Here is a 26,781-nt window from a genome sequence, read left to right on the forward strand (position 1 = left end):
TGCGCCTATCTAGCGCGACCGGCGGCCGGGCACACCCCCGTCGGGGCCGGCGGGGTGCCGCACCTGCGGTCTAGTCGAAGACGGTGCCGGGCCGGATGCCGAACCGCTTGAACAGCATCGCGGCCGGGCAGAAGCCGGTGACCGAGGCCTGCATCATGTTCAGCCCGACAAAGGCGGTCAGCAGATACCACCAGGGCGAGGCCCAGGTGCCGAGGGCAAGCGACAGAAGGATCATGAGGCCCGCGAACATCATCACGGCGCGGTCGAGTGTCATTGGCTGGTCTCCCGGATTGGGCCGGAGCCGTTTCGGCCCGAACAGGGAAAGGATACTCTCGCTGGCAAACAAATTCAATAAATAGAATTTGAAATCGACGACCTCAGGCGGGGATTGATCCGGCAGCGGCCGTTTGATAGGGGTACCCCCTATACCTATAAGGACGATCCGATGTCCCATCTTTCCAAGGACAAGCCCAAATTGCTGGCGCGGGTGCGCCGCTTGAAAGGGCAGATCGAGGCCATCGAGCGGGCCATCGAGGCCGAGAAGGACTGCGGCGCGATCCTGCAGCTGGTGGCCTCGGTCCGGGGCGCCACGGCGGGGCTGACCCAGGAACTGATCGAGGACCATCTTCGCCACCATGTCATCCTGATCGAGGACGAGACCGACCGCGAAAAGGGCGGCGCAGAGCTTGCCTCGGTCCTGCGCACCTATCTGAAATAGGCCAGATCATGCACGATCATCCGCACGACCATCACCACGATCACGATCACCATCATGGGCACGGCCACGCTCACGGCTCGGACGCCGGTCTTTGCCATCCGCGCGGTCCGGGCGGGCCGGATCACGTGTTCCTCGGCGCCGACCATGACCGGAACGCGCGGCGCACCTGGCTGGTGATCGGCATCACCGCGACGATGATGGTGATCGAGATCGCGGCGGGCGCGGTCTTCGGGTCGATGGCGCTGCTGGCCGATGGCTGGCACATGGCGACCCATGCCGCGGCGCTGTCGATTGCCGCGGTGTCCTACATGATCGCGCGCCGTCACGCCCATGACCCGCGCTTCACCTTCGGCACCGGCAAGCTGGGCGATCTGGCGGCATTCGGCAGCGCGGTGGTGCTGGGCGTCGTCGCGCTGTTGATCGGCTGGGAAAGCCTGATGCGGCTGGTGAACCCGGTCGGCATTCATTTCGGCGAGGCCATCGCCGTCGCCGTGATCGGGCTGGCGGTCAATGTGGGCAGCGCGGTGCTGCTGCATCAGGGGCCGCACGATCATGGACACGGGCACAGTCACGATCATGGGCACGGCCATGCCCATGAGGTCGATCACAACCTGCGCGCGGCCTATCTGCATGTGCTGGCCGATGCGCTGACCTCGGTGCTGGCCATCGCGGCGCTGGTCGCGGGGCGGGCCTTCGGCTGGGCCTGGCTCGACCCGATCATCGGCATGCTGGGGGCGATCCTGATCGCGCGCTGGTCCTACGGGCTGATGCGCGATGCGGGCGGGGTGCTGGTCGATTTCGTGCCGAGCTCCGAGACCCTGCCCGAGCGGATTCGCGCCGCCATCGAAACCGACGGCGCCCGGGTGGTCGACCTGCATGTCTGGCAGCTTGGCCCGGGGCACCGCGCGGCCATCGTGGCAATTGCCGATGACGCCCCACGTCCGGCCTCGGACTATCGCAAGCGGCTGGCCCATCTGCCGCGCCTGTCGCATGTGACCATCGAGGTCGAGACGGCCTGAGCCGCCTCGGCCCCGCTCAGAACGGGAAGAACACAGGGATCACCCCGACTGCCACGACCGCGAAGAGGATGTTCAGCGGCAACCCCACCTTCAGGAAGTCGCGGAAGCGGTAGCCGCCCGCGCCATAGACGAAGGTGTTGGTCTGATAGCCGATGGGGGTGGCGAAACTGGCCGAGGCCGCGAACATCACCGCCATGATGAAGGGCCGCGGATCGACGCCCAGCTGGGTTGCAAGCCCGATCACGATGGGTCCGACCAGCACGGCAACGGCGTTGTTGCTGATCATCTCGGTCAGGGCGCTGGTCAGCACATAGACGGCCGCCAGGATCGCCAGCGGCCCGAATCCGCCCATCAAGCCCACGACCCAATCGACGATCAGCTTGGCGGCGCCGGTCTCTTCCATCCCCTGGCTCAGTCCCAGCATGCCGAAGATCAGGAACAGGATGCGCCAGTCGATGGCGCTGAACGCCTCTTCGGGATCGACGCAGCGGGTCAGCATCACGACGACCGCGCCGATCACCGCAAGCCCGGCGATGGGCATCACCTCGAAAGCTGCCAGCCCGACGACAGCCGCCATCGTGGCGATGGCGATGGGCGCCCTGGCGCGCCGCATCGGCCGTTCGGAGGGGGCCGAGAGGTTGATCACCCCGCCATCCTCGACCAGCCGGCGCAACCCTTCTGGCGGGCCCTCCAGCAGCAGCGTGTCGGCGAATTGCAGGCGGATGTCGTCGATCCGGTCCGACAGGTTCCGGTCGGCGCGATGCACCGCCATCACATAGACGCCATAGCGCCGCCGCAGCCGCACTTCGGCCAGCGAACGCCCGCGCAGGGTCGAATTCGGGCCGATGCTGGCCTCGAGCGTGACGGTCTGGTCGGCGGTCACCGGCTCGACCCCCCGGTCCGACAGGTCGCGGAACGCCACCTGGCCATTTTCCTTCAGCCCGAGGATCTCGCCGGTTCCGGTCTTCAGGACCAGCCGGTCGCCGGGCTCCAGGATCAGGCCGTCAAGGCTGCGCCGCATCGAGACCTCGCCCCGGATCACGTCGAGGATACGGGTCTCGGCGGTATTGAACGGCAGCTCGTCGAGCCGCTTGCCGACATAGCGCGAGCCGGCCGGGATCAGCAGCCGGGCCAGGAACCGGCGCCGGGTCTCGCGCCCCATCAGATGCGCCAGCGACTGCCGGTCGGGCAGCAGGAAGCGCCCGGCGAAGGTCATGTAGGCCATGCCGACCAGCACGAAGACGAGCCCGGGCAGGGTCATCTCGAACATCGAGATCGGCGGCTGGCCCGCGTCGCGGGCAACGCCGCTCATCAGGATGTTGGTCGAGGTGCCGACAAGGGTCAGGGTGCCGCCGAAGATCGCCGCGAAGGACAGCGGCATCAGCAGCCGCGACGGCGAGACGCCGACGCTGGAGGCGACCGAGATCATCACCGGCGCCAGCAGGATCACCACGGGCGTGTTGTTCATGAAGGCCGAGGCCAGCACCGTCACGGTCATCGTGATCAGAAGCGCGCGCAGGTAGGACCCCCCGGCCCGCGCGGTCATGAACTCGCCCAGCGCGGCCAGCACGCCGGTGCGTTCCAGGGCGGCCGAGATGATGAACATCATCGCAATGGTGATCGGCGCACTGGACCCGAACACCGTCAGAAAGTCGCCGGTCTGGATGATTCCGGTGGCCAGAAGCGCCGCCGAGGCCGCCAGCGCGGTCACCTCGGGCGGGTATATCTCCTTTACGAAACTGAGAAAGACGATGACGAGCAGGGCAAGAACCAGGATCTGGTCAAGCGACATCCGGAGGAACCTTCCGATGGGCGCATCTATTTGTTGAAAATACGATAGGCGAAATCGGGTTTTTGCGGAAGCGGTTCGTTTGATGACGCGGCGGATGAGACGGCGAATTTTCCGGCAAGGCTCTTCCCATGCGGCCCGCTCCTGCCTATAGTGTGACCGAACGGTCGATCAATTTGCGGAAGCGAGTCGGCCGGGGGACAGACGTCTGGGAGGACCGAATGGCCGAAGCCTTCATCTGCGATGCGCTGCGCACGCCCGTCGGGCGCTATGGCGGAGCGTTGTCGGGACTGCGCGCCGACGATCTGGCGGCGGTGCCGATCGCGGCGCTGATGGCGCGGCATCCCGATGTCGACTGGGCCTCGGTCGAGGATGTGATCCTCGGCTGTGCCAACCAGGCGGGCGAGGACAACCGCAATGTGGCGCGGATGGCGGCACTTCTGGCCGGGTTGCCGGTCGAGGTGCCGGGCACCACCGTCAACCGGCTCTGCGGGTCCGGGATGGATGCGGTCGGGCTTGCGGCGCGGACGATCCGCGCGGGCGATGCCGATCTGATGATCGCGGGCGGGGTCGAAAGCATGAGCCGCGCGCCCTTCGTGATGGCCAAGGCCGACACCGCCTTCTCGCGCCGGGCCGAGATCCACGACACCACCATCGGCTGGCGCTTCGTCAACCCGCGCATGGCAGAGGCGCATGGCACCCATTCGATGCCCGAGACCGCCGACAACGTGGCCGCCGACTTCGCCATCTCGCGTGAGGATCAGGACCGTTTCGCCGCCGAAAGCCAGGCGCGCTGGGCGGCGGCGCAGGCGGCGGGCGTCTTCGCCGGGGAAATCGTGCCGGTCGAGCTGCCGCAGCGCAAGGGGCCGCCGCTGCGGGTCGAGATCGACGAACATCCGCGCCCCGGCACCAGCGCCGAAAAGCTCGCGGGGCTGAAAGGGGTCAACGGACCCGGGCTGACGGTCACCGCGGGCAATGCCTCGGGCGTCAATGACGGCGCCGCCGCGCTGATCGTCGCGTCAGAGGCCGCGGCCGTGGCGCAGGGCCTTGCCCCCCGGGCGCGCATCGTCGCCATGGCCGCGGCGGGCGTGCCGCCCCGGATCATGGGCATGGGGCCGGTGCCTGCGACCCGGCGCGTTCTGGAAAAGGCGGGGCTTTCCCTTGCGCAGATGGATGTGATCGAGCTGAACGAAGCCTTTGCCGCGCAGGCGCTGGCGGTGCTGCGGGCGCTTGGCCTGCCCGACGACGCGCCCCATGTGAACCCGAATGGCGGGGCCATCGCCATCGGTCACCCGCTGGGCATGAGCGGCGCGCGGCTGGTCGCGACCGCGGCCAACCAGCTGGCGCGCAGCGGCGGACGTTACGCGCTTTGCACGATGTGCGTTGGTGTGGGCCAGGGCATTGCCCTTATCCTCGAACGCGTCTGATCAGGGAGGACTGCGACGATGTATGCACAGATGGTGACATCCGAGGGCGGCAAGGCCCGGGACGAGATGACCCCCGAGGAACGCGCCTTTCAGGACCGGATCGACCGGGGCGAGCGGATCGAGCCCAAGGACTGGATGCCCGAGGGCTATCGCAAGACGCTGATCCGCCAGATCGGCCAGCACGCCCATTCCGAGGTGGTGGGCCAGCTGCCCGAGGGCAACTGGATCACCCGCGCGCCGACGCTGGAACGCAAGCAGATCCTGCTGGCCAAGGTGCAGGACGAGGCCGGGCACGGGCTTTACCTTTATTCCGCCGCCGAGACGCTGGGGGTCAGCCGGGACGAGCTGACCGGGATGCTTCTGGCCGGGAAGATGAAATATTCCTCGATCTTCAACTATCCGACGCTGACCTGGGCCGATATCGGCGCGGTCGGCTGGCTGGTCGACGGCGCCGCGATCATGAACCAGGTGCCGCTGCAGCGCACCTCCTACGGGCCCTATGCCCGGGCCATGGTGCGGATCTGCAAGGAAGAGAGCTTTCACCAGCGCCAGGGCTATTCGATCATGATGACGATGGCGCGGGGCACGCCCGACCAGAAGGCGATGGCGCAGGATGCGCTGAACCGGTTCTGGTATCCCTCGCTGATGATGTTCGGCCCCTCGGACAAGGACTCGGTCCATTCCGCGCAGTCGATGGCCTGGAAGATCAAGATCAACACCAATGACGAGCTGCGCCAGAAATTCGTCGACCAGACCGTGCCGCAGGCCCGGTTTCTCGGGCTCGAGATCCCCGATCCGGGGCTCGCCTGGAACGAGGAGAAGGGCGGTCACGACTTTTCGCAGCCCGACTGGTCCGAATTCTACGAGGTGCTGAAGGGTAACGGCCCCTGCAATGCCGAACGGATGGAGGCGCGGATCGAGGCCTGGGAGGACGGCGCCTGGGTCCGCGAGGGGCTGATGGCCCATGCCGAAAAGCGCGCTGCCGCCCACGCGGCCGAGTAACCGTTTTCAAGGGAGGAGAACATGTCCAGCGAATGGCCCCTCTGGGAGGTCTTCATCCGCGGTCAGCACGGGCTGAACCACCGCCATGTCGGCAGCCTGCATGCGCCGAGCGCCGAAATGGCGATCCAGAACGCCCGCGACGTCTATACCCGGCGCAACGAGGGCGTGTCGATCTGGGTGGTGCGCTCGAACGACATCGCCGCCTCGGCGCCCTCGGACAAGGGGCCGCTGTTCGAGCCCTCGAACGCCAAGGTCTACCGGCACCCGACCTTCTTCGATATCCCCGACGATGTGGGGCATATGTGATGCCCGCGTTGCCAGAGACGACGATACCGGCCGATGCGGTTCTGTTCGAAACGTTGCTGCGGGTCGGGGACAGTGCGCTGATCCTCGGTCACCGGGTGTCGGAATGGTGCGGCCATGCGCCGACGCTGGAAGAGGACATCGCGCTGGCCAATGTCGCGCTCGACCTGATCGGGCAGGCGAGTTTGTGGCTGGGGCTTGCCGCCGAGATCGAGGGCGCGGGGCGCGACGCCGATGCGCTGGCCTTCCGCCGCGACGCGGGCGGGTTTCGCAACCTGCTGCTGGCCGAACAGCCGAACCGCGACTTCGCCGTCACCGTGATGCGCCAGTTCCTGTTCGATGCCTGGCATGCCGAAATGCTGGCCGGGCTTGCGGTGTCAACCGACCCGCGCGTGGCCGAGATTGCCGCCAAGGCGCAGAAAGAGGTGGCCTATCACCTCGAGCGGTCCGAAACGCTGGTGATCGGGCTTGGCGACGGCACGCCCGAAAGCCATGCCCGGATGCAGGCCGCGCTGACCCGGCTCTGGCCCTTCACCGGCGAGCCGTTCCGGGGCGACGCGACCGATGCCGCCGCCGCGGAGGCCGGGATCGCGCCCGATCCGGCGGCGCTGGAACCGGGCTGGTCGGCGCGGGTCGAGGCGGTGCTGGCCGAGGCGACGCTGACCCTGCCCGACACGGCGCGCTTTCGAAGCGGCGGGCGCAGCGGCGTGCATGGCGAGGCGCTGGGCCTTCTGCTGGCCGAGATGCAGTTCCTGCAACGGGCCTATCCCGATGCCCGCTGGTGACACCGTGGACCGGCCCGCGACCGACCGGGTCTGGGCGTGGCTGGCCGAGCTGCCGGACCCCGAGATCCCGGTCATCAGCCTGACCGATCTGGGCATCGTGCGCGACGTTGCCTGGCAGGGCGACACGCTGGTGGTGACGGTCACGCCGACCTATTCGGGCTGCCCCGCGACCGGGATCATCAGTCTCGACATCGAACGCGCCCTGCGGGAGCGCGGCATCGGCAAGCTGCGGATCGACCGGCAGCTGTCGCCGCCCTGGACGTCGGACTGGCTGGGCCCCGAGGCGCGCGAAAAGCTCAGGACCTTCGGCATCGCGCCGCCGGTGCCGGGCAGCGCCGCAACGCCGGGGGCCGCCCGCGCGCGCAGCCTTGCGGAGGGGCTTTCCGTCGCCTGCCCGCGCTGCGGCTCGGACCGGACCGAACGGCTGAGCCAGTTCGGCTCGACCCCCTGCAAGGCCGCCTGGCGCTGCCGCGACTGCCTTGAACCCTTCGACTATTTCAAATGTATCTGAGAGGGGCGGCCATGGCCCGTTTTCACCCGCTGACCGTTACCGATATCCGCCGCGACACCCGCGATGCCGTGGTCCTGACGCTGGACCCGGCCGAGGCCGACCGCGCCGCCTTTGCCTTCACCCAGGGCCAGTACCTGACCTTCCGCCGGGCCTTCGACGGGGAAGAGCTGCGCCGCTGCTATTCGATCTGTTCGGGGCTCGACGACGGCTGCCTCAGGGTCGGGATCAAGCGGGTCGCGGGCGGCGCCTTCTCGACCTGGGCGAACGAGGCGCTGAAACCCGGCGACGTGCTTGAGGCGATGCCGCCGATGGGCAAGTTCCACGCGCCGCTCGACCCGACTGCCGCGCGCCATTACCTGGCCTTCGCCGCCGGATCGGGCATCACGCCGGTTCTGTCGATCCTTCGCACCGTGCTGAGCCGCGAGCCGGGCGCGCGGGTCACGCTGGTCTATGCCAACCGGCAGGTCAGCTCGATCATGTTCCGCGAAGAGCTGGAGGATCTGAAGAACACCCATCTCGGGCGGCTCGCGGTGATCCATGTGCTGGGCTCGGAAACCCAGGAGATCGACCTGTTCACCGGCCGGATCGACGCGCAGAAGATCGACCGGCTGTTCGCCGGCTGGATCGACGCGGCCTCGGTCGATCTGGCCTTCATCTGCGGCCCGCAGGCGATGATGCTGACGGTGGCCGACGGGCTGCGCCGCCACGGTCTGACCGACGACCGGATCAGGTTCGAGCTGTTCCTGTCGACCCAGCCCGGCCGCGCCCGGCGCCGGGCGGTCTCGGTCGTGCAGGCCGACAGCGCCAATGCGACCGAGACCAGCGTCACGCTGGACGGCACCACCCGCAGCTTCCGCATGCCGAAAACCGGGCAAAGCCTGCTGGAGGCCGCCATCGCCGCCGATCTCGACGCGCCGTTTTCCTGCAAGGCCGGGGTCTGTTCGACCTGCCGGGCCAAGGTTCTGGAGGGCGAGGTCGAGATGCTGACCAACCATGCGCTGGAAGATTACGAGGTCCGCGCGGGCTATGTGCTGACCTGCCAGTGCTACCCGCTGAGCGACCGTCTGGTGGTCAGCTATGACGAGTGAGGACGCCATGACCGAGATCAGCCTCGACGACTACCTCGCCCGGGGCGGCAAGCTGACCGCGCCGACCAACGTGCCCGCGCGCTATCGGGGCGAGCTGTTGCGGCTGATGTCGTCCTTCGTCGACAGCGAACTGGCGGGCTCGGCGGGCTTTGCCGATGCGATCAACCGGGCGCCCGGCATCAGGGAACGGATCGCGGCCAGCCGGATCGTTCTGGAAAAGGCCGATCATGCCGAACGGGTGCTGGACCTGATGTCGGCCTTCGGCACCGACAAGACCCGCTACGAGCAGGCCCATGACTGGGCCGCGCGCGGTCCCCGCGAGGCCCAGATCGGCGCGCACCGGCAGGGCGCCGACATGCGCCTGTCGGTCTTCCATTATCCGCTGCAAGGCTGGGTCGACGCGGTCGCGATGAACGTGCTGATGGGGCTTGCGACCGGGGTGCAGCTGGCCGAACTGGCCCGCGCCTCGTACACGCCCTTCGCCGAGGCGATCCGCGAGATCGCCCCGCGCGAGGCCCGCCATGCCGAGCTTGGCCTTGAGGGGCTGGCGAAACTTGTGGCCGGTCCCGCCGGCCGGGCCGAGGCGCAAGACGCCATCGCCTACTGGATGCCGCGCGTCGCCGCCACCTTCGGGCAGGCGGACTCGCCCCGGTTCGAGACCTTGCGGCGGATGGGGCTGAGACACCGGACGAACGAGGCGCTGCTGGCCGAGTGGCGGGCGCTGGCCGAGGCGGAGCTGTCCCGCCTGAACCTGAACTGACGAAGGAGCACCCCATGGACGGATCGGCGACCATTCCCCGCCGCCTCGAAAGCTATCTCTCGGGCCATTGGCAAGCGGGGGCGGGCGAGGGCGCGACCCTTCTCGACGCCGCAACCGGCCGTCCGGTGGCGCGGATCGGGTCCGAGGGGCTCGATTTCGGCGCGGCGCTGGACTGGGGGCGGCGGACGGGCGGTGCCGCGCTGCGGGCGATGACGATCCACGAACGGGCGCTGATGCTGAAGGCGCTGGGCCTTCGGCTGATGGAGCTGAAGGAAGAGTTCTACGCCGAAAGCCTGCATACCGGCGCCACCCGCGCCGATGGCTGGATCGACATCGAGGGCGGCATCGGCACGCTGCTGACGCTGGCCTCGAAGGCGCGGCGCGAGCTGCCCAATACCCGGGTGCTGACCGAAGGCCCGGTCGAGCCGCTGTCGCGCGACGGCAGCTTTGCGGGCCAGCACATCCTGACCCCGCTGACCGGTATCTCGATCCATATCAACGCCTACAACTTCCCGGTCTGGGGGATGCTGGAAAAGATCGCGCCCTCGCTGATCGCGGGCGTGCCCTGCCTCGTGAAACCCGCCAGCCAGACCGCCTACCTGACCGAACTGGTGGTGCGCCGGATCGTCGAGACCGGGATCCTGCCCGCGGGCGCGCTGCAGCTTGTCGCGGGCTCGGCCGGGGATCTTCTGGACCATGTGACCGGCCAGGATGCGGTGACCTTCACCGGCTCGGCCGCGACCGGGCAGATGCTGAGGCGCCATCCCGCGCTGGTGGCGCAGGCGACCCGATTCACGATGGAGGCCGACAGCCTCAACGCCTCGGTGCTGGGTGCCGATGCGGTGCCGGGCACGCCCGAGTTCGATCTGTTCCTCCGCGAGGTGGCGCGCGAGATGACCGCCAAGGCCGGGCAGAAATGCACCGCCATCCGCCGCGTCCTGGTGCCCGCGGGGCTGGAAGACGCGGTGATCGAGGGGCTGGCCGCGCGCTTTGCCAAAACGCCGGTCGGGCTTCCGGGCGATGCCGAGGTGCGGATGGGGCCGCTGGCCAGCCTCGATCAGCGCGCCGAGGTGCGCGCGCGCATCGCCGAACTGGCCGCCGAGGCCAGAATCGTCTGCGGCGACGCGGAGGCGGTTTCGGTCGTCTCGGGCGATGCCGGGGCCGGGGCCTTCCTCAACCCGGTGCTGCTGCATTGCGCCGACCCGTTCGCGGCCAAGGCCGTTCACGATGTCGAGGCGTTCGGGCCGGTCGCGACGGTGATGCCCTATGGCGATGCCGCCGAGGCGGTGGCGCTTGCGCGGCGCGGCAAGGGATCGCTGGTCGCCTCGGTCTTCACCGACGACCCGGATCTTGCCGCCGAGATGGTGATCGGCATGGCGCCGTTCCACGGCCGGGTGATGATCGGCAACCGGGCCTCGGCCAAAAGCTCGACCGGGCATGGTTCGCCCCTGGCGCCCCTGGTCCATGGCGGACCCGGCCGGGCCGGCGGCGGCGAGGAACTGGGCGGCATGCGCGCGGTCCGGCATTACATGCAGCGGACGGCGGTGCAGGGCGCGCCACGGCTTCTGTCTGCCGTCACCGGCCGCTGGATCGAGGGCGCCGCCGCGCGAACCGGGGCGCATCCGTTCCGCAAGTCGCTGGCCGAACTGCAGATCGGCGATCGGGTCACGACCGCGTCCCGCGAGGTCACGAAGGCCGACGTCGAGCATTTCGCCGAGTTCACCGGCGACACCTTCTACGCCCATATGGACAGCGAGGCCGCCCGCGCGAACCCGTTCTTCGAGGATCGCGTCGCCCATGGCTATCTGATCGCCTCCTTCGCGGCGGGGCTTTTCGTCGACCCCGCGCCGGGGCCGGTCCTGGCCAATTACGGGGTCGACAACCTGCGGTTCCTGACGCCGGTCTATTTCGGCGACAGCCTGAGCGTCTGTCTTACCTGCAAGGAGATCAACCCGCGCGAGACCGCCGAGTATGGCGAGGTCCGCTGGGATTGTCGGGTGACGAACCAGAAGGACGAAACGGTCGCGCTTTACGATGTCCTGACGCTGGTCGCGAACACCTGGCCGCAGGCGGGGGAATGAGGCAGGGGTCGATATTCGAGGTCAAAGAGGGTCATCGAGGCCCTTTGGCACGGTCGAACGTTCGGCCTGAACCCGCCTCTCGACCGCCGCTGCGTCCATAGGGGCAGGACGGTCGGCTTGCGCCAAGGTGGCATTCGCGCATGGCCATAGGAAGACGGGCATCCGCAGCCAGAAGCTTCGGATGCCCGCGGTCGAGGCGTCAACGCGCAACGTGCCGGACAGGCTGCGCAACGGGTGGCGGCGGCCGCCGGTTCACCTGCTTCGCCCGAAGCCGACGCAGGAGCCAAAGGGGGCGTGGTGGATATCGAGGGCCGCTTCCTCCTGTAACGCGCGATCTCTTCCGGGGAGCGCGCCGAAAGTCCCGGTTCGGTCGGCGGCGGCATCGCCTGACAGGGCCGCATCGCCGTCGCCGCGAACGGTCGCACCAAGATGTCCGGCCCAAGGCCACCGCAGGCGAGATGCGGAATGTATCCGACCGGATGGTCCGGACCCCAGGCGGCCTCAGGCCCGACGGGACTTCGCGGGCGATGAGACCGGTCGCGTCCCTGCACGTGTGCCCTATGAGTGGCGATGACGGAGAGTCCCCCGCAAGGTCGCCGTCAGCGCTCCAGCGCGTCGCGCAGGCGGTACCAGGCGATCGCGGCCGCCCCGTAGCTGCGGTGAAACCGGTGAAACGGCAGCGGGTCGATCTTGCGCGAGGGAAGCGGCAATGGGGTACCTCTGGCAAGGTGATCGGCCAGCGCCTTGCCCATTGCGGTGCCAAGGGCCACGCCGCGCCCGTTATAGCCCATCGCCACGATCATGCCCGTGTCCGGCTCGAACAGGCGAACGCGATGGTCGGCGGTCATCCCGACCCGGCCCGACCAGCGATACTCGACCCCGAGACGGGCGGCCTCGGGGAAGAAGGCCCGCAATTCCCGTTCGATAATGCCATAATCCGCCGGGGTCCCCCCATGCGAAAAGCGCCCGCGCCCGCCGATCATCAGGCGGTTGCCGGGACCGATGCGGAAATAGGTGCCGACACGGCGGCTTTCGGACAGGACAGAGCGCCCGGGCAGGATACGCTTGAGCAGATCGGGCGGAAGGGGAGGGGTCGCAATCTGGATGCTGTTGGCTGCAACCAGCGTCGTCTCGATGCGCCGATAGAGGTTCGGCGGCGTATAGGCATTGGTCACCAGAACGACCCGGTCGGCCGTGACCGTCGCGCCCGATTGCGTGCGGGCCTGCCAGCCCGCGTCGGTGCGGCGGATCTCGACGACGCGGCTGTGCGCGAAAAGATCGGCGCCGGTCCGCCGGGCCGCGGCCGCAAGCCCCTGGACATAGTTCAGCGGGTGCACCCGACCCGCCCGCAGGTCGCGCCAGCCGCCGCGGAACCGACGGGTTCCGGTGGCCTCTGCGATGGCCTGCGCATCCAGCCACTCGACCGGGGCGCCGCGCACCTGCCATTGGGCCATCCGGCGTTCCAGCGCAGGCAGGTGACTGTCCTTGAGGCTGGCCTGGATCCAGCCGTCGCGGCTTGCGTCGCAGTCGATGCCGTGGCGGGCGACCAGATCGAAGAGGATATCGGCCGTGCCGCCCGCGAAGGCGGTGGCCGCCGGGCCGAAAAGCGCGTCCAGACCGTCGGGATCGTCCTTCAGGCCCGGAATGACCTGCCCGCCATTGCGCCCCGAGCCGCCATGGCCGGGGGTTTCGGCCTCCAGCAGGGTCACGGCGACGCCCGCCTCGGCCAGATGCAGCGCGGTCGAAAGCCCGGTGAACCCGCCGCCGATGACCAGAACGTCGGTCCGGCGGCTTTCGGCAAGCGCGGACAGGTCGGGGCCGGGGCGGGCCGTCGCGGCCCAGAGCGATTGCGGCTTGTCGGTCATCGGATCACACCGGATGGGTGACGCGCCGCAGGAAATCCTGCGTCCGCGGATGCTGCGGAGAGGTCAGCACATCTGCGGCGGGACCCTGTTCGACGATGCACCCGCCATCGAGAAACAGCACCCGGTCGGCGGCCTCGCGGGCGAACTGGATTTCATGGGTCACGACCAGCATCGTCATGTGTTCATGGGCAAGGTCTGCCATCACCGACAGCACGTCGCCGACCGTTTCGGGATCGAGCGCCGAGGTGGGTTCATCCATCAGGATCGCCCGCGGCCGCATCGCAAGGGCGCGGGCGATGGCCACGCGCTGTTGCTGGCCGCCCGACAGCGAGGCGGGATAGGCGTTCATCTTGTCGGCCAGCCCGACGCGTCTCAGGTGATCCTCGGCCCGGTCGCGGACCTCGGCCTTCGGTTCGCCAAGGACATGCAGGGGCCCCTCCATCACGTTTTCCAGCGCGGTGCGGTGCGGAAACAGGTTGAAGCGCTGAAACACCATCGCCACCTGGGTCCGGATCTGGTGGATCGACGGCGCGTGGGCATCGACCCGGGCGCCTTCGATGGCAATCTCGCCCTGCTGGTAATCCTCAAGCCCGTTCACGCAGCGCAAAAGCGTGGACTTCCCGGACCCCGACGGCCCGATCAGGCAGACGGTTTCGCCCTTGGCCACCTCGGCATCGATCCCCTTCAACACCTCGAGCGAGCCGAAGGACTTGTGCACATCGGTAAAACGGATCATCGGGCCGCTCCCATCCGGCGTTCGACCTGCCGCATCACCATGTTCAGCGGGATCGTCAGGCAGAGATAAAGAGCCGCAACCAGGGTGAAGACGGTCATGTTGTCGAAGGTGGACGAGGCCAGCATCTTGCCCTGCATGGTCAGTTCGGCCACCGAGATCACCGAAACCTGCGAGCTGTCCTTGAGCAGCATCACCATGTTGTTGCCATAGGGCGGCAGGGCGATCCGGATCGCCTGCGGCAGCACCACGCGGCGCATCATCTTGCCGTGGCGCATGCCGATGGACTTCGCGGCCTCGGTCTGGCCCCGGTCCACCGCCTCGATCCCGCCGCGGAAGGTTTCCCCGATATAGCAGGAATAGATCAGCGCCAGACCGATCACCCCGGCCTGAAAGGCGGTCAGATCGATCCCCAGCTCTGGCAGCACGAAGTAGATGTAGAACAGCATCACGAGAATCGGGATGCCGCGCAGGAACTCGACCACGAAGCGCGCGGGTCCCGAGAGATAGCGTCGGCCCGAGGTCCGCAGAATCGCCCAGACCAGCCCCAGCGCCGATGCCAGCACCAGCGCCAGGATCGTGACCGCAACGGTCAGCCAGAGGCCCTGGGTCAGAAGCGGCAGGTAGTCCTGCACCCGGTCAAGAAGTGGCGCCATTCATCTTTCCGTTCGTCTTTCCGTTCAGGGGGGCGGTCTCAGGGGGGGGCTCAGGGGAGGCTCAGGGGGGGGCGGCCCGGACGCGACCGCAGGCGCCCGGGCCGCGCGCCCGTCAGAGGCCGTATTTCGCGAAGATCTCGTCCAGCTTGCCGCTGGCCTGCATCCCGGCAATGGCGGCGTCGACGGCTTTCAGCAGATCGGGATTGTCCTTCGACACGGCCAGCGCCACGTCGCCCTTGCCCATCGGCGTGTAGCCCTCGACCAGATGCACACCAAGACCCGGGTTCTGCGAGACCTGGTAGGCGATGATCGGTTCGTCGCCCACCCCCGCCTTGATCCGGCCCAGCTTCACGTCGCGCATGATGTCGACGAGGCTGTCGTAAAGCTTGACCTCCTTGAAGATCCCCAGCGCCTGCAGCTTGTCGGCGAAGGTCGTGCCGATCTGGGCGCCGATCACCTCGCCCTTCAGATCGTCAAGTTCGTAGGCCGTGCCGTCGCCCGCGGCCACGAACAGCGCGTCGCCATAGCTGTAGACCGGGGTCGAGAAAACGACGACCTCCCGGCGCTTGTCGGTGGCGTACATGCCGGCCGAAATCACGTCGATCTTGCCCGTGGTCAGGGCCGGGATCAGGGCCGAGAACTGGGTGATCTCGAATGCCGCGTTGGCGTTCATTTCCTCGGCGATGGCTTGGGCCAGGTCGACCATCGCCCCGGTCGGCTGTTGCGTCGCGGTGTCGACGAAGGTGAACGGAATGCCTGTCGTGGTCACGCCGACTTTCAGACTGTCGGCTGCCTGCGCGAGGGTTGCGACCATCGCAGCCGCGGCGGCGAGCATCGGAACTTTCAGTTTCATGAACGGATCTCCTGTTGGCGGGCGTCGATGCGCAGCAGATCCGGGCAGGGTGCCCTGCATATCCGTCGCGTCCCGATCTGTTATAATTTCACGCTAGTGAACATTTTCCCCTTTGCAAGAGAAATTTCCGCATGTCTTCACCTGGGCGAAAATGCCGGGCCTTCCCCTGTCTTTTCGCTTGCGGCAGGCAGCATCGAATGCGTAGTTTTGGGTTCACCTGCGTGAAAAAGAAGCGATGACTCGATCCGACCCCAACTTGCCCGACACCGATCCCGCCGGGACCGTCGAAGCGGACCTGTCGCTGGGGCAGGCCGTGCGGCGCGCCCGTCAGGGGCGGGACATGTCGCTGAAGCAGGTCGCGGACGGTGCGGGCATCTCTGTCGGCCTTATGAGCCAGATCGAGCGCGGCATCTCTTCGCCATCGATCCGGGTCCTGCGGGCAATCTGCGGCGTGCTCGACATTCCGGTCCTGTCGCTTTTCGTCTGGGACGACCGCCCGTCCGAGCGCGAGGCCCGAATGATCGTGCGCGCCGACCGTCGTCGCAGCGTCGATTTCGGCGATCGCGGCATGGTGAAATCCTTCCTGACCGCGCACGATTCGGGGGCGCTGCAGGTGATGGATATCGTCCTTCAGCCGGGCGGCGGGTCGGGCGAGGACGCCTATCGTCATGTCGGCGAGGAATGCGGACTCGTTCTTGTCGGAAGTCTGGAGATCTGGATCGACGGCCACGCCTTCCACCTGAACGAAGGCGATTCCTTCCATTTCGAAAGCGTGTTGCCGCACAAGTTCCGCAATCTGTCCGACGGTCGCACGCGCGTGCTCTGGATCACAACGCCGCCCGTCTGGTAGCGCGGCCGCCTCCGGCGTCTGCGGGCAGACGAATGTCATGGTCTGCCCGCCAGATCGCCCGCGCGCGTGCCACATGACCGATCGTCCATCCTGCCTCGGCCGGATGACGGGCCGATGAGCGCCGCTTTTCGGGGCATTCACCGGCAGGATCGCGCGATGCCCTGTCCGCCCCGACATCGGCTCATCGCGTCGGCTCCGATCCTCTGGAGGACCTCAATGGGCCGACGTGCCTGCGGGAACCAGATGCCAGTCCTTGGCCCGCATCTGCGCCTCCCACATGCGGCGGTAGCGGCCCGGGCAGGCCAGAAGCTCGGCATGGCGACCCTGCGCCGTCAGGCGGCCTTCCTCCAGCACCAGAAGCCGATCCGCCCCGGCCACCGTCGACAGCCGGTGCGCGATGACCAGCACCGTCTTGTCGCGGACCAGAGCGTCGATGGCGCGCTGCACCGACAGCTCGCTTTCGGTGTCGAGCGCCGCGGTGGGCTCGTCGAGGATCACGATCGGCGCATCCTTCAGCAGCGCCCGCGCGATCGAGATCCGCTGCCGTTCGCCGCCCGACAGCCGCCCGCCGATATCGCCGAGCGGCGTGTCCCAGCCCTTTGGCAGCCGCTCGATGAACTCGAGGCAATGGGCGGCCTCGGCGGCGGCGCGCAGCTCGGCCTCGGTGGCGTCGGGGCGGGCCATGCGGATATTGGCCGCGACCGTGTCATTGAAGAGATAGACGTCCTGGAACACCACCGAGATCAGACCGGCCAGCCGGTCGGCCGGGATCCGGCGCAGATCGACGCCGCCGATCCGGATCGCGCCCTCTTGCGGGTCGGACTGGCGCATCAGCAGCTTGGTCAGTGTGGTCTTGCCGGACCCCGAGGGTCCCACCAGAGCGGTCAGGCTGCGCGCGGGCAGGCGCAGGCTGATGCCCTTCAGGGCGGGGTCCGGGGCCTGCGCATAGCGGAAGGTGACGGCGTCGAACTCGATATCGAACCGGTCGGGCACTGCGGCGGGGTCGTCCTGGGGCAAGGGCTCGATCCGCATCAGCGCGGCGATCCGGTCCAGGGCGGATTCGATCAGTTCGACCATGGCGGTGTAGAGGATGAAGGTCGACAGCGGTTCCGACAGCCGCGCCACGATCACCAGAAGCCCCGCCAGCGCCGCCAGATCCAGCGCGCCGAAGGCCACCAGCCCGGCACCAAGCGCCAGCACCAGCACCAGCCCCAACTCGACCACCGAGGCGACGAGGATGTTGGGTTTCTCGCCCTTGCGGTGGCCGTAGGCCTGGATCGCCTCGAGCTTTTCGAAGGTCTTGGCCAGCCGCTCGGCCTTCGATCCGGCCTGACGCGCGGCGCGCAGCACCGGCAGGCCCTGGGCGTATTCCAGGACGTCGGCATTGGCCTCCTGATGGGCCTGGGCAAGGATGCGCTTGCCGCGCCCCATCGCCGGGCGGCGCCAGCGGTAAAGCGGCAGGATCGCCGGGAAGACCGTAAGGAAGGCCAGCGCCATGCGCCAGTCGACGGCAAACAGCGCAATCCCGGTGGCAAAGGGGGTCACCACCGCGATGAAGATCAGGTTGAGGATCGTCAGCGTGGTCTGCAGCGTCTCGTCGACCGAGTTCAGCACCATCGAGTTCAGCTCGCCGGTGCGGCTTTCCTGCAGGGTTTCCAGGGGCATCCGGCGAAGCTGGGCGCCGAGCCTGAGGCGCAGGCGGTTGGTCGCGGCCGACATCTGCCCGTCATAGTCGAAGCCCTGGGCGCGCCAGCGCAGGACCGAACTGGCCACCGTCAGCGCGGTGAAGACGGCAAGCCAGACCAGCCCGTCGGTCAGGTCGCGGCGGGAAAAGAGCGCGGTGAAGACCGGCACGATCGCGGCCAGCGCCAGCCCCTGCAGGATCGCGGCGGCCAGAAGGCCCAGGATCGCGCGGCGCAGCCCGGGCGCGGCCTCGGGGCCGACGCCCTCCATCAGCCGCTGCCAGGTGGCAAGCCAGGGGGTCGGGCCTTTTCGGGGGGCGGTGGACGGCGCGCTCATGCCGGGACCTCCTGCGGGGCGCGCTGGCCCAGCGACCAGTGCTGCGCGCGTTCGTAATTGCTCCAGAGCCTTGCATAGAGGCCGCCCCCGGCCACCAGATCGTCATGGCGGCCCTGTTCGGTCAGGCGGCCCCGGTCGAAGACCAGGATCCGGTCGGCATCGCGGATCGTCGGCAGCCGGTGGGCCACCATCAGCACCGTCTTGCCGCGCATCAGCCTGGCCAGCGCGGCGACCAGCGCGGCCTCGTTTTCCGGGTCGGCGAAGGCGGTGGCCTCGTCCAGCACCAGGATGGGGCGGTCCTGCAGGATCGCCCGGGCGATGGTGATCCGCTGGCGCTGGCCGCCCGACAGGAAGCTGCCGCGCTCGCCCGCGGGGGTGTCGTAGCCCTGTGGCAGGTCCATGATGAAGTCGTGCGCCTGGGCGGCGGTCGCGGCGGCGATCACGTCCTCCATCGAGGCCTCGGGCGAGCCCAGCCGGATATTGGCAGCGATGCTGTCGGAAAACAGGAACGTGTCCTGGAAGACGAAGGCCACCTGCCCCATCAGCGTGTCGGCGGTCATCTCGCGCACATCGGCGCCGCCGATCAGAACCCGGCCCGAATTCGCGTCCCAGAACCGCGGGATCAGCCGGGCGACGGTGCTTTTGCCCGCGCCCGAGGGGCCGACCAGGGCGGTGACGGTGCCGGGCGCGGCCTCGAAGGTCACGTCGGTCAGGGCGTCGGACTCGCCCGCGCCATAGCGGAAGGTCACGTTTTCGAAGCGCACGCTGGCGTCCTGCGGGCGGGCCTCGGCCCCGGGGGCGGGCTCGGGCAGGACCGGGGCGGCCATCACCTCGTGGATCCGGGCGATGGACAGCTTCACCTTCTCGTTCATGTGGCGCAGCATCATCATCGGCATCACCGCCTCGGCCATCCCGGTGCACAGAAGCAGCACCGCCAGCCAGCGCAGCGGGTCCAGATCGCCTGCCCAGACCAGCCCGCCGCCCAGCCACAGCACCACCGCCAGCGTCGGCATCGGCGCCAGCACCACCCAGGAGAACCGCGCCGCGAAGCCCGATTCCCGATACCAGCGGGCCAGCACCTGCGCATAGGCGTCGAGCGCGCGCTGATAGCGGCCGAAGATGCCGTGGCCCGCGTCGAAGGTGCGCACCACCGGCATCGCCTGGACGAATTCCACCACCGCCGCGCTGACCCGTTCGCGCGCGTCGTTATAGGCGCGGGCCATCTCGCCCCGGCGCCGCTGGGCCCAGGTCAGCACCCCCATCCCCAGCGCCAGTACCGCCAGCGCCGCCAGCGCCAGCCGCCAGTCAAGCCAGAGCAGCAGCGCGAAGGTCACGAAGGGCGTCACATAGGCGCGGGCGTAAAGCGGCGTGCTGTCGGCGACGAAGACATGCAACGCCTTGACGTCGTCATGGATCACCTTGGTCAGCCCGCCCGCGCCCTCGGTTTCGACATAGCCCAGCGAGACCTGCGCCAGCCGCTGGGCCAGCCCCGTGCGCAGCAGCCGTTCCAGCCGGAAGGCCGCGTAATGGGACTGGTTGAAGGCCCCGAGGCGGCCAAGATAGCCGCCCAGCGTGCAAAGGAATGCCGCCGCCATGAAGCCGCAGGCCAGGGCGCCTTGACCTGCCATCAGCGCCTGCACGGTCAGCGCCAGAAAGCCCAGCGTCGCCAGGCCGAAAAGCGCGGACAGCACCGCCAGCGCCATTCCTGCGCGGATCTGGCCGCGCACCGGGGCCATGATCGCCCAGGCGCCGGGCAGTTTCGGCCCGGGGCGGGCGGTCTTCGGTCCGGTCTTCGGATCAGTCATGGCGCTTTCTCCGTCGGGCAGGCGCGGGCTCCCGTGCCGCGTGCCTGAGGCACCGTGCATGGGGTCTGGCAGAAATTCTGGCGGGATCGGCTGGCGGGCGGGCGCGGCGCGGATCCAGGCGCCGTCTCAGCCCGGTGCTGGCGTGACGATGGGCCGGATCGTGACAGGCTGCGGCGCCGGTTTCAAGCGACAGCGGCACGACTTGATCGCTGCCGCGCCGCCCTGCGGGTGCAGATTGCCGCGGTGCACGGTTCTTCACGCCGTTGTGTTGCCATTTCCTACGCTTTCGGTAAGGTATGGTCGAGTCCGGACCGACCAAGGCGCGTCCGGCCCCGTCCGGTCCGCGCGTCGTCCGGCCGTCGGGATCGAGTGACATTGTTTTTCGATAGCGAGCGGTCTTCGGCCAGCCAGCGAGTCGTTTGGTGAGGACGAAAGATGAGACCGACCCCGTTCGCGGCCCTGTTGGGCCGCACGAGCCCCCTCGCGCTGGCTTGCGCGCTGGCTTTTCCCGCCCAGGCCCAGCAGGTCCCTGGCCTTGAAGGCAGCTATCAGCTGGACCCGATCATCCTGAGCGGCGAAAAGATCGACCGCAGCATCGAGGAAACGGCCTCGTCGGTCAGCGTGCTCACCTCGGCGGATATCGACGACAAGACCGACGCGGCCTCGGTGCAGGATGCGATTTCCGACGTCCCCAACGTCTTTTACACCGCCTCGGGCGGTGCGCCGGTTATCCGCGGTCAGGATGCCCAGGGGCCATCGAACGGCGCGACCACGTTCTTCGGCGGGACCACGCCGCGCGCCTCGATCAATGTCGACGGCCATTACCTCAGCTACAACGAACTGGTCTATGGCATGGCCTCGATCTGGGACGTGGACAGCATCGAGGTGTTCCGAGGTCCGCAGACCTCGTCCCAGGGCGCCAACAGCATCGCGGGTGCAGTCATCGTCAACACCAAGGACCCGACCTTCACCCCCGAAGGCGCGTTCCAGTTGCAATATGGCACCAACAACATGAAACGCGCCTCGGCCGTGGTGTCGGGGCCTCTGTCGGATCAGGTCGCGGCGCGGCTGTCGCTGGATTATTACGGGCGTGACACCTTCATCGACTTCGTCAACCCGGCCTATGACAATGGCGGCAACGACGAGGACATCGAATACAAGAACGCCCGGTTCAAGCTCTTGTGGGCGCCAGCCGAGATCCCGGGCCTCGAGGCCAAGCTGACCTTCTCGCATACCGAAAACTCCGCCCCCACCTGGGAGGCGGCGACCCAGGGCGAGTATGACGATCTGGAAAACAACTGGACCTCGATGCCGACCTGGGAACAGCAGGTCAACACCTGGATCGGCGACATGAGCTATGATTTCGGCAACGGGATCGAGCTGTCGAACCAGCTGCAATATTCCAACATCGATGTCGACCGGCTGTACAATCCGCCTGCCAACGGGTCGGCGTCGATCGACCAGGAAAGCTACACCAACGAAACCCGGCTGACCTTCGGCGACGCGGCCTCGGGCACCAGCGGGGTCTTTGGCCTGTTTCTGGCGCGGACCACCTCGGACGATGTGCTGCACCAGGGCGGTACCTCGATCTTCGACGACGAAAAAACCCAGCTGGGGATCTATGGCGAGGTCAGTCACGACCTGACAGACCGTTGGACCGTGACCGGCGGGCTGCGCTTCCAGCGCGACCACATCACCCGCAGCGGCGTACCGGGGTCTGTCTTTCAGATGCGGGGTCTGGGCGATCTCGACTATGACGAGACCTTCGAGGAGATCCTGCCGAAACTGTCGCTGGCCTACAAGCTGACGCCCGATGTCACCGTCGGTGCGCTGGTGAACAAGGGCTACAACCCCGGCGGCGTCAATCTCAGCATGACGCTGTTCGACTATGTCGAGTTCGAGAAGGAGACCGTCTGGAATTACGAACTTTTCGCCCGGGCGAACCTGCTGGGCGACCGGCTGCTGCTGACCGCGAACCTGTTCTATTCCGATTTCGACAATTCCCAGCGGCTGCTGCCGGACGACTCGCTGGGCGTCGCCAGTTCGGCGGCCATCGTGGTCAATGCCGACGAGGCCCAGTCCTACGGTCTGGAACTGGGGGCCGACTTCAGGGCGACGGACACCCTGCGGCTGAAAGGCGGACTTGGCCTGATGCAAAGCGAGATCGGCGATTTTTCCGGCCCGGGCGGAACGCTTTATACCGACAGCGATTTCAGCTATGCGCCGGGCTACATGGTGACGCTGGGCGCCGACTGGGATTTCGCACCGCGCTGGACGCTTGGGGGCGATGTCCGCTTCATCGACGGTTATTACTCGAACGATGCGGGCGATCCGAACTACAAGGTCGACGACTATGCCGTGGCCAATGCCAGGCTGACCTACCGGATGCGCGAGAATATCGAGCTTCAGGCCTTCGTCACCAACCTCTTCGACGAAAGGACGCCGACCTATCTTTATGCCGACCGGTCCAATGCGGGCGAGATCGCGGCCGCCATGCTGGAGCCCCGCGAATTCGGCATCGGGCTTAGGGTCAGGTTCTGAGCCCGGGGCCGATCCACGGGCTTGCCGCCGGATCCGGTCATGGGAGTCTGGATCCTCGCGGCGGGGCGGGCAGTCCGGCCCGCCCCTTTTTTTCCCGGGGTGTGCCCCGGCCGCGCTTGGCGGGGGCTGAGGCTCAGCGGCCTTGGGCCCAGGTTTCGACCGCATCCAGCATGTGCTCGGCGCTGGCGACGGTGGGGGTCGTCACCTTGGCGGAATCGAGAAACAGGATCCGGCCCTCGCGGGCGGGCTTCAGAAAGCGGTCCCAGCCCGGCAGGATGCGGTCCAGCGCCGCGCGGATCCCGGCCTCGTCCCGGCCCGCGCCGAGATAGCTGTTCATCACCAGCAGAAGATCGGGATCGAGCCGCCCCACCACCTCGGCGCTGAGCGGCACCAGCAGGGTCGAGCCCATCCCGGCCCGGTCGCCCCCGGTGCCGAGATCGAGCCGCTCATAGCCCAGATCCTCGATCGCCTGCACAGCGCCCGACATCTCGCCCACGGCATTGATCTGGTCGGTCAGAAACAGCGCCAGATAGGTGCCCGGCGCGTCGGGCAGCGCCGCGCGCACCGCCTCCACCCGGCCCAGATAGGCGTCCTTGCGCGCCGCGAAGACGTCCTCGCGGCCCAGAAGGCGGGCCAGCGCGGCCTCGGTCCCGAAGCCCCGGACCTTCCCGGTCGAGGCGTTCTGCAGATAGACCGGCGCCACCGAAGACAGCTGGTCGGCCTTGTCGATGTCATGCTCGGTGCCGAGGATCAGATCCGGGTGCAGCATCCGCAGCCGTTCCAGATCGAGATTGCCGAGCGCGCCGACCCCGGGCGGGCGCGGCGCGTCATTTCCCAGCACCTCGCGGTAGAAATCGACCGACATCAGCGTCCCGCCCCCGGCGTCGCGGCCATAGCTGCCCACCGGCGCCACACCGAGATCGGCAATCGGCACGCCCAGCAGCGGCTCGTGCAGCACCACCACCCGTTCGGGGCTGTCGGGGACGGCCACGGAGCGCCCGGTATCGTCGGTCACCATGCGGTCGGCGAGGGCGGCGGCGGGCAGCAGGGCCGCCAGGGTCAGGGCAAGCACGGTACGCATGGCAAGGGCCTTTCGGGTCAGTCGGTGCGCATCGCGGCCAGCAGCCGCAGGCGCAGGGTGAGGATGAAGAGGGGCACACCGATCATGGTCAGGCTCAGCCCGATGGGCAGGGCGATGCCGCCGCCCACGCCGCGGCTGAGCGTGTCGGCAGCGACCACCAGCAGCCCGCCCATCAGCCCCGACAGCACCAGCCGGGCGCGGCCGGTGGACCGGGTCAGCGCCCCCGCCAGATGCGGCGCCATCACGCCGAGGAAGGACAAGGGGCCCACCGCGGTCACCGCGGCCGAGGTCAGCACCACGGCCGCCAGCAGGATCGCCGGGCGCGAGCGCAGCACCGGATCGCCGAGCGACATCGCCATCTCGTCGCCCAGATCCAGCACCCTCAGCGGCCGGCCGAGGATCGCGATGGCGGGCAGGCTCAGCGCGACCCAGGGCCCGAGCGCGGCAATGGCGCCCCAGCTGGCCTGGAACAGCGATCCCGCCAGCCAGTCCGACAGCGCGTAGGAGGTCTCGGGCGGGGCGTAGAGGATCAGGATCGCGGTCAGCGAGGACAGCACCGTCTCGACCGCGATGCCCATCAGGAGGATCGCCATGCCCCCGGCCCGGGCGCCGCCGACCAGCGCGATCAGAAGCCCCGCCACCGCCAGCCCGCCGCCGATCGCGGCTAAGGGGATCAGGCCCAGGGGGGCCGCGGGCAGGAATACCAGCATCAGCACGATCGCCGCCATCGACCCCTGGCTGAGCCCCAGCAGTCCCGGATCGGCCAGCGGGTTGCGGGCAAGCGATTGCAGCGCGGCGCCGACCAGTGCCACGCACCAGCCCGCCAGGAAACCCAGCGCGATCCGCGGCAGCCGGACCTCGAGGATGGCGAAGGCGCCGTCTCCCGAGCCGGTGCCCAGCAAGGTGCCGATCAGCTCGGCCGGGCCGGTGCGGGTGGCGCCCACCCCCAGCGAGATCAGCCCCAGCGCCAGCACCGCCAGCACCAGGCCCAGACCGGCCAGCAAGTTGCCGCGCCGGATCTCCAGACCCGAGGCCAGCCGCAACACCGGGCGCCCGTCGGCGGCGCGCGCGGGTCTCATCGCGCGGCTCCCGCCGGGGCCAGGTAGACCCGCCGGACGATGACCGCGAAGACCAGCCCGCCGACCACGTCGAGGATCAGCCCGGTATGAACGACATGGGGCGCGAAAGCCGTGCGCGCGACCAGATCCGCCCAAAGGCACAGCGCCGCCCCGGTCAGCGCCGCCGCCGGTAACGCGCGCGCCAGCCCCGCGCCCGCGAAGGGGCGCACCATATGCGGCACCACCAGCCCGATGAAGGCCACGGGTCCGCAGACCGCCACCGCCGAACTCGCCCCCAACACGACCGCCGCCAGCGCCAGTCCGCGCACCCGGGGCACGTTGACCCCGGCCGAGGCCGCCTTTTCCCGCCCCAGCGCAATCAGCGTCAGCGGGCGCGCCAGCGCCATCAGCAGTCCGAAGGATGCGGCCCCGATCCACCAGAAATCATAAAGCCGTTCGGCATAGACATGGTTGATGTTGCCGGTGACCCAGCCCAGGAAATCGGTCCGCCGCACCGGGTCGGCCAGCAGGAAGGCATTGGCCATCCCGGTCAGGAACATCGAGACCAGCGCGCCCGCGAGGATCAGCGAAAGCCCTCTGGGATCGCGCGAGAGCCCGGCCAGCCGCGCCACCCACAGCACCGCCAGGAACCCTGCGGTCCCGCCCGCCAGCGCCGCGATTCCCTGGGTCTCGATGCCCAGATCCAGCAGATAGGCCCCGGCCAGCACCGCCAGCGCGGCGCCGGAATTGATCCCCAGCGTCGCGGGCGAGGCCAGCGGGTTGCGCATCAGCGCCTGCAGCACCGTGCCCGAGACCGCCATCACCGCGCCCATATAGATCGCGATCACCGCGCGCGGCAGGCGCTGGAAGGCCACCACCGCGTGGTCGTAGCTTTCCGGGTCGAACCGGATCAGCGCCTCCCAGACCGCCCCCGGCCCGATTCCGCCGGGCCCGGCCGAGAGATTGGCGATGAGGCTCAGCCCCAGGCCCAGCGCCGCCACGGCGAGGACGGGCACGCGCAGGCTCATGCGGTCCGCGCCCGGACCTCGGGCAGGCGCGTCCCGGTGCCCGCCAGACGCGGCAGGCAGACCAGGCGGCCGTCGCGGACGAAGATGTCGGCCTCCAGATCGAAGGTGCGCGAAACGCTGTCGGCATCGACCGTCTGCGCCACCGGGCCTGCCGCCACGACCCGGCCGCCGCGCAGCATCACCACATCGTCGGCATAGGCAGAGGTCAGGTTCATGTCGTGCAGCACCGCGATCACGGTGCGGCCATGGTCGCGGGTCAGGCTGCGGACCAGATCCATCACCGCGTACTGGTATTTGACGTCCAGATGGTTGACCGGCTCGTCCATCAGCACGATTTCGGCATCCTGGGCCAGCACCATCGCGATCCAGGCCCGCTGTTTCTGGCCGCCCGACAGCGCGTTGACCGGGCGGTGGGCCATGTCCGCCAGCCCGACGGTTTCCAGCGCATCGCGAAACAGCGCCCGGTCCCGGTCGGACGGTCCCCCCATCAGAGAATAACGGGCATATCCCGCCAGTTCGACCAGTTCGCCGAGGGTCATGTAATCCGGGCAGCGGTTCTCTTGCGGCAGATAGGCGACACGGCGCGCCAGAGCGCGGCGGGCGAGCGTCCGGATCGGGCGGCCATCCAGCGTGATGGTGCCGCTCTGGACCGGAAGAAATCCCATCACCGCCTTCAGCAGGGTCGATTTCCCGCTGCCATTGGGCCCCACCAACGCCGTGAGACGCCCCGGTGCGAACCGCACGGACAGATCCGCCAGGACCGGGGCCTTGCCATAGGAGACCGCCACTTGATCGAGTTCCAACACCGC

24 protein-coding genes are annotated in these 26,781 nt (G+C 68.4%); 12 read left to right on the top strand and 12 right to left on the bottom strand.

Annotation, left to right across the window (positions count from 1 at the left end):
• Positions 1-70: 70 nt before the first annotated feature.
• Complete coding sequence (locus DSD19_RS14735) at positions 71-274, bottom strand: DUF2892 domain-containing protein (RefSeq protein ID WP_075784326.1); 204 nt, start codon at positions 272-274, stop codon at positions 71-73.
• Between the two features lie 171 nt (positions 275-445).
• On the opposite strand from DSD19_RS14735, the gene DSD19_RS14740 reads away from it, so the two are divergent.
• Together DSD19_RS14740 and dmeF are read left to right on the top strand one after the other, a co-directional pair.
• A complete protein-coding gene (locus tag DSD19_RS14740; protein WP_113670132.1) occupies positions 446-718 on the top strand; it encodes a metal/formaldehyde-sensitive transcriptional repressor in 273 nt (90 codons plus the stop codon).
• Between the two features lie 125 nt (positions 719-843).
• Positions 844-1,737 carry a CDF family Co(II)/Ni(II) efflux transporter DmeF gene (gene dmeF, locus DSD19_RS14745; protein ID WP_243628017.1) on the top strand — a complete coding sequence of 298 codons (894 nt, stop codon included), beginning with the start codon at positions 844-846 and terminating at the stop codon, positions 1,735-1,737.
• A gap of 16 nt (positions 1,738-1,753) precedes the next feature.
• Here dmeF and DSD19_RS14750 read toward each other — a convergent pair whose 3' ends face one another.
• Complete coding sequence (locus DSD19_RS14750; RefSeq protein WP_113670134.1) at positions 1,754-3,529, bottom strand: SLC13 family permease; 1,776 nt, start codon at positions 3,527-3,529, stop codon at positions 1,754-1,756.
• Between the two features lie 218 nt (positions 3,530-3,747).
• Between DSD19_RS14750 and pcaF the strand changes: the two genes are divergently transcribed.
• The 8 genes from pcaF to paaZ are packed head-to-tail and all read left to right on the top strand — an operon-like array spanning position 3,748 to position 11,483.
• Positions 3,748-4,953 carry a 3-oxoadipyl-CoA thiolase gene (gene pcaF / locus DSD19_RS14755; protein WP_113670135.1) on the top strand — a complete coding sequence of 402 codons (1,206 nt, stop codon included), beginning with the start codon at positions 3,748-3,750 and terminating at the stop codon, positions 4,951-4,953.
• A gap of 18 nt (positions 4,954-4,971) precedes the next feature.
• Positions 4,972-5,955 carry a 1,2-phenylacetyl-CoA epoxidase subunit PaaA gene (gene paaA / locus DSD19_RS14760; protein WP_113670136.1) on the top strand — a complete coding sequence of 328 codons (984 nt, stop codon included), beginning with the start codon at positions 4,972-4,974 and terminating at the stop codon, positions 5,953-5,955.
• 21 nt (positions 5,956-5,976) lie between these two features.
• Positions 5,977-6,261 (top strand): 1,2-phenylacetyl-CoA epoxidase subunit PaaB, encoded by a 285-nt coding sequence (gene paaB, locus DSD19_RS14765; protein WP_075784332.1) that lies wholly within the window; start codon positions 5,977-5,979, stop codon positions 6,259-6,261.
• A complete protein-coding gene (gene paaC, locus DSD19_RS14770) occupies positions 6,261-7,043 on the top strand; it encodes a 1,2-phenylacetyl-CoA epoxidase subunit PaaC (RefSeq protein WP_113670137.1) in 783 nt (260 codons plus the stop codon). The genes paaB and paaC overlap by 1 nt, the downstream gene beginning before the upstream one ends.
• Positions 7,030-7,554 carry a 1,2-phenylacetyl-CoA epoxidase subunit PaaD gene (paaD, locus tag DSD19_RS14775; protein ID WP_113670138.1) on the top strand — a complete coding sequence of 175 codons (525 nt, stop codon included), beginning with the start codon at positions 7,030-7,032 and terminating at the stop codon, positions 7,552-7,554. The genes paaC and paaD overlap by 14 nt, the downstream gene beginning before the upstream one ends.
• Positions 7,555-7,565: 11 nt before the next feature.
• Complete coding sequence (gene paaE, locus DSD19_RS14780) at positions 7,566-8,642, top strand: 1,2-phenylacetyl-CoA epoxidase subunit PaaE (protein WP_113670139.1); 1,077 nt, start codon at positions 7,566-7,568, stop codon at positions 8,640-8,642.
• Between the two features lie 7 nt (positions 8,643-8,649).
• The gene (locus tag DSD19_RS14785) at positions 8,650-9,402 is read left to right on the top strand and encodes a Phenylacetic acid catabolic protein (RefSeq protein WP_075784336.1); all 753 of its coding nucleotides are present in this window, start codon (positions 8,650-8,652) and stop codon (positions 9,400-9,402) included.
• Positions 9,403-9,416: 14 nt separating this feature from the next.
• On the top strand, positions 9,417-11,483 hold the full coding sequence (gene paaZ, locus DSD19_RS14790) for a phenylacetic acid degradation bifunctional protein PaaZ (RefSeq protein ID WP_113670140.1): 2,067 nt from the start codon (positions 9,417-9,419) through the stop codon (positions 11,481-11,483).
• A 599-nt stretch (positions 11,484-12,082) separates the two neighbouring features.
• Here paaZ and DSD19_RS14795 read toward each other — a convergent pair.
• The 4 genes from DSD19_RS14795 to DSD19_RS14810 all read right to left on the bottom strand — a co-directional run bounded on the left by DSD19_RS14795 (position 12,083) and on the right by DSD19_RS14810 (position 15,590).
• Positions 12,083-13,348: an FAD-binding oxidoreductase gene (locus DSD19_RS14795; protein ID WP_075784338.1), complete on the bottom strand. Its 1,266-nt coding sequence runs from the start codon at positions 13,346-13,348 to the stop codon at positions 12,083-12,085.
• Between the two features lie 4 nt (positions 13,349-13,352).
• Positions 13,353-14,084 (bottom strand): amino acid ABC transporter ATP-binding protein, encoded by a 732-nt coding sequence (locus tag DSD19_RS14800; protein WP_113670141.1) that lies wholly within the window; start codon positions 14,082-14,084, stop codon positions 13,353-13,355.
• Complete coding sequence (locus DSD19_RS14805) at positions 14,081-14,737, bottom strand: amino acid ABC transporter permease (protein WP_075784340.1); 657 nt, start codon at positions 14,735-14,737, stop codon at positions 14,081-14,083. Before DSD19_RS14805 ends, DSD19_RS14800 begins: the two co-directional genes overlap by 4 nt.
• Before the next feature lie 112 nt (positions 14,738-14,849).
• Positions 14,850-15,590, bottom strand: coding sequence for an ABC transporter substrate-binding protein (locus DSD19_RS14810; RefSeq protein ID WP_113670142.1), 741 nt, complete (start codon positions 15,588-15,590; stop codon positions 14,850-14,852).
• A gap of 235 nt (positions 15,591-15,825) precedes the next feature.
• Here DSD19_RS14810 and DSD19_RS14815 point away from each other — a divergent pair, with 235 nt between their 5' ends.
• Positions 15,826-16,440, top strand: a complete 615-nt coding sequence (locus tag DSD19_RS14815; protein WP_075784342.1) for a cupin domain-containing protein — start codon at positions 15,826-15,828, stop codon at positions 16,438-16,440.
• Between the two features lie 213 nt (positions 16,441-16,653).
• On the opposite strand, the gene DSD19_RS14820 is transcribed toward DSD19_RS14815, so the two are convergent.
• The gene (locus DSD19_RS14820; protein WP_113670143.1) at positions 16,654-18,459 is read right to left on the bottom strand and encodes an ABC transporter ATP-binding protein; all 1,806 of its coding nucleotides are present in this window, start codon (positions 18,457-18,459) and stop codon (positions 16,654-16,656) included.
• A complete protein-coding gene (locus DSD19_RS14825) occupies positions 18,456-20,264 on the bottom strand; it encodes an ABC transporter ATP-binding protein (protein ID WP_207802474.1) in 1,809 nt (602 codons plus the stop codon). The genes DSD19_RS14820 and DSD19_RS14825 overlap by 4 nt, the downstream gene beginning before the upstream one ends.
• A gap of 435 nt (positions 20,265-20,699) precedes the next feature.
• Between DSD19_RS14825 and DSD19_RS14830 the strand changes: the two genes are divergently transcribed.
• A complete protein-coding gene (locus DSD19_RS14830; RefSeq protein WP_113670144.1) occupies positions 20,700-22,805 on the top strand; it encodes a TonB-dependent receptor in 2,106 nt (701 codons plus the stop codon).
• 133 nt (positions 22,806-22,938) lie between these two features.
• Here DSD19_RS14830 and DSD19_RS14835 read toward each other — a convergent pair whose 3' ends face one another.
• From DSD19_RS14835 to DSD19_RS14850, 4 genes are read right to left on the bottom strand one after another with little or no spacing between them, the layout of a single operon-like run.
• Positions 22,939-23,886 carry an ABC transporter substrate-binding protein gene (locus tag DSD19_RS14835; RefSeq protein WP_113670145.1) on the bottom strand — a complete coding sequence of 316 codons (948 nt, stop codon included), beginning with the start codon at positions 23,884-23,886 and terminating at the stop codon, positions 22,939-22,941.
• Between the two features lie 17 nt (positions 23,887-23,903).
• On the bottom strand, positions 23,904-24,965 hold the full coding sequence (locus tag DSD19_RS14840; protein WP_113670146.1) for an iron ABC transporter permease: 1,062 nt from the start codon (positions 24,963-24,965) through the stop codon (positions 23,904-23,906).
• A complete protein-coding gene (locus DSD19_RS14845; protein ID WP_113670147.1) occupies positions 24,962-25,972 on the bottom strand; it encodes an iron ABC transporter permease in 1,011 nt (336 codons plus the stop codon). Before DSD19_RS14845 ends, DSD19_RS14840 begins: the two co-directional genes overlap by 4 nt.
• Positions 25,969-26,778, bottom strand: coding sequence for an ABC transporter ATP-binding protein (locus DSD19_RS14850; protein WP_075784348.1), 810 nt, complete (start codon positions 26,776-26,778; stop codon positions 25,969-25,971). Before DSD19_RS14850 ends, DSD19_RS14845 begins: the two co-directional genes overlap by 4 nt.
• Positions 26,779-26,781 lie beyond the last annotated feature (3 nt).

It is taken from the genome of Rhodovulum sp. BSW8, from assembly GCF_003314725.1.
GTDB classification, from domain to species: domain Bacteria; phylum Pseudomonadota; class Alphaproteobacteria; order Rhodobacterales; family Rhodobacteraceae; genus Rhodovulum; species Rhodovulum visakhapatnamense.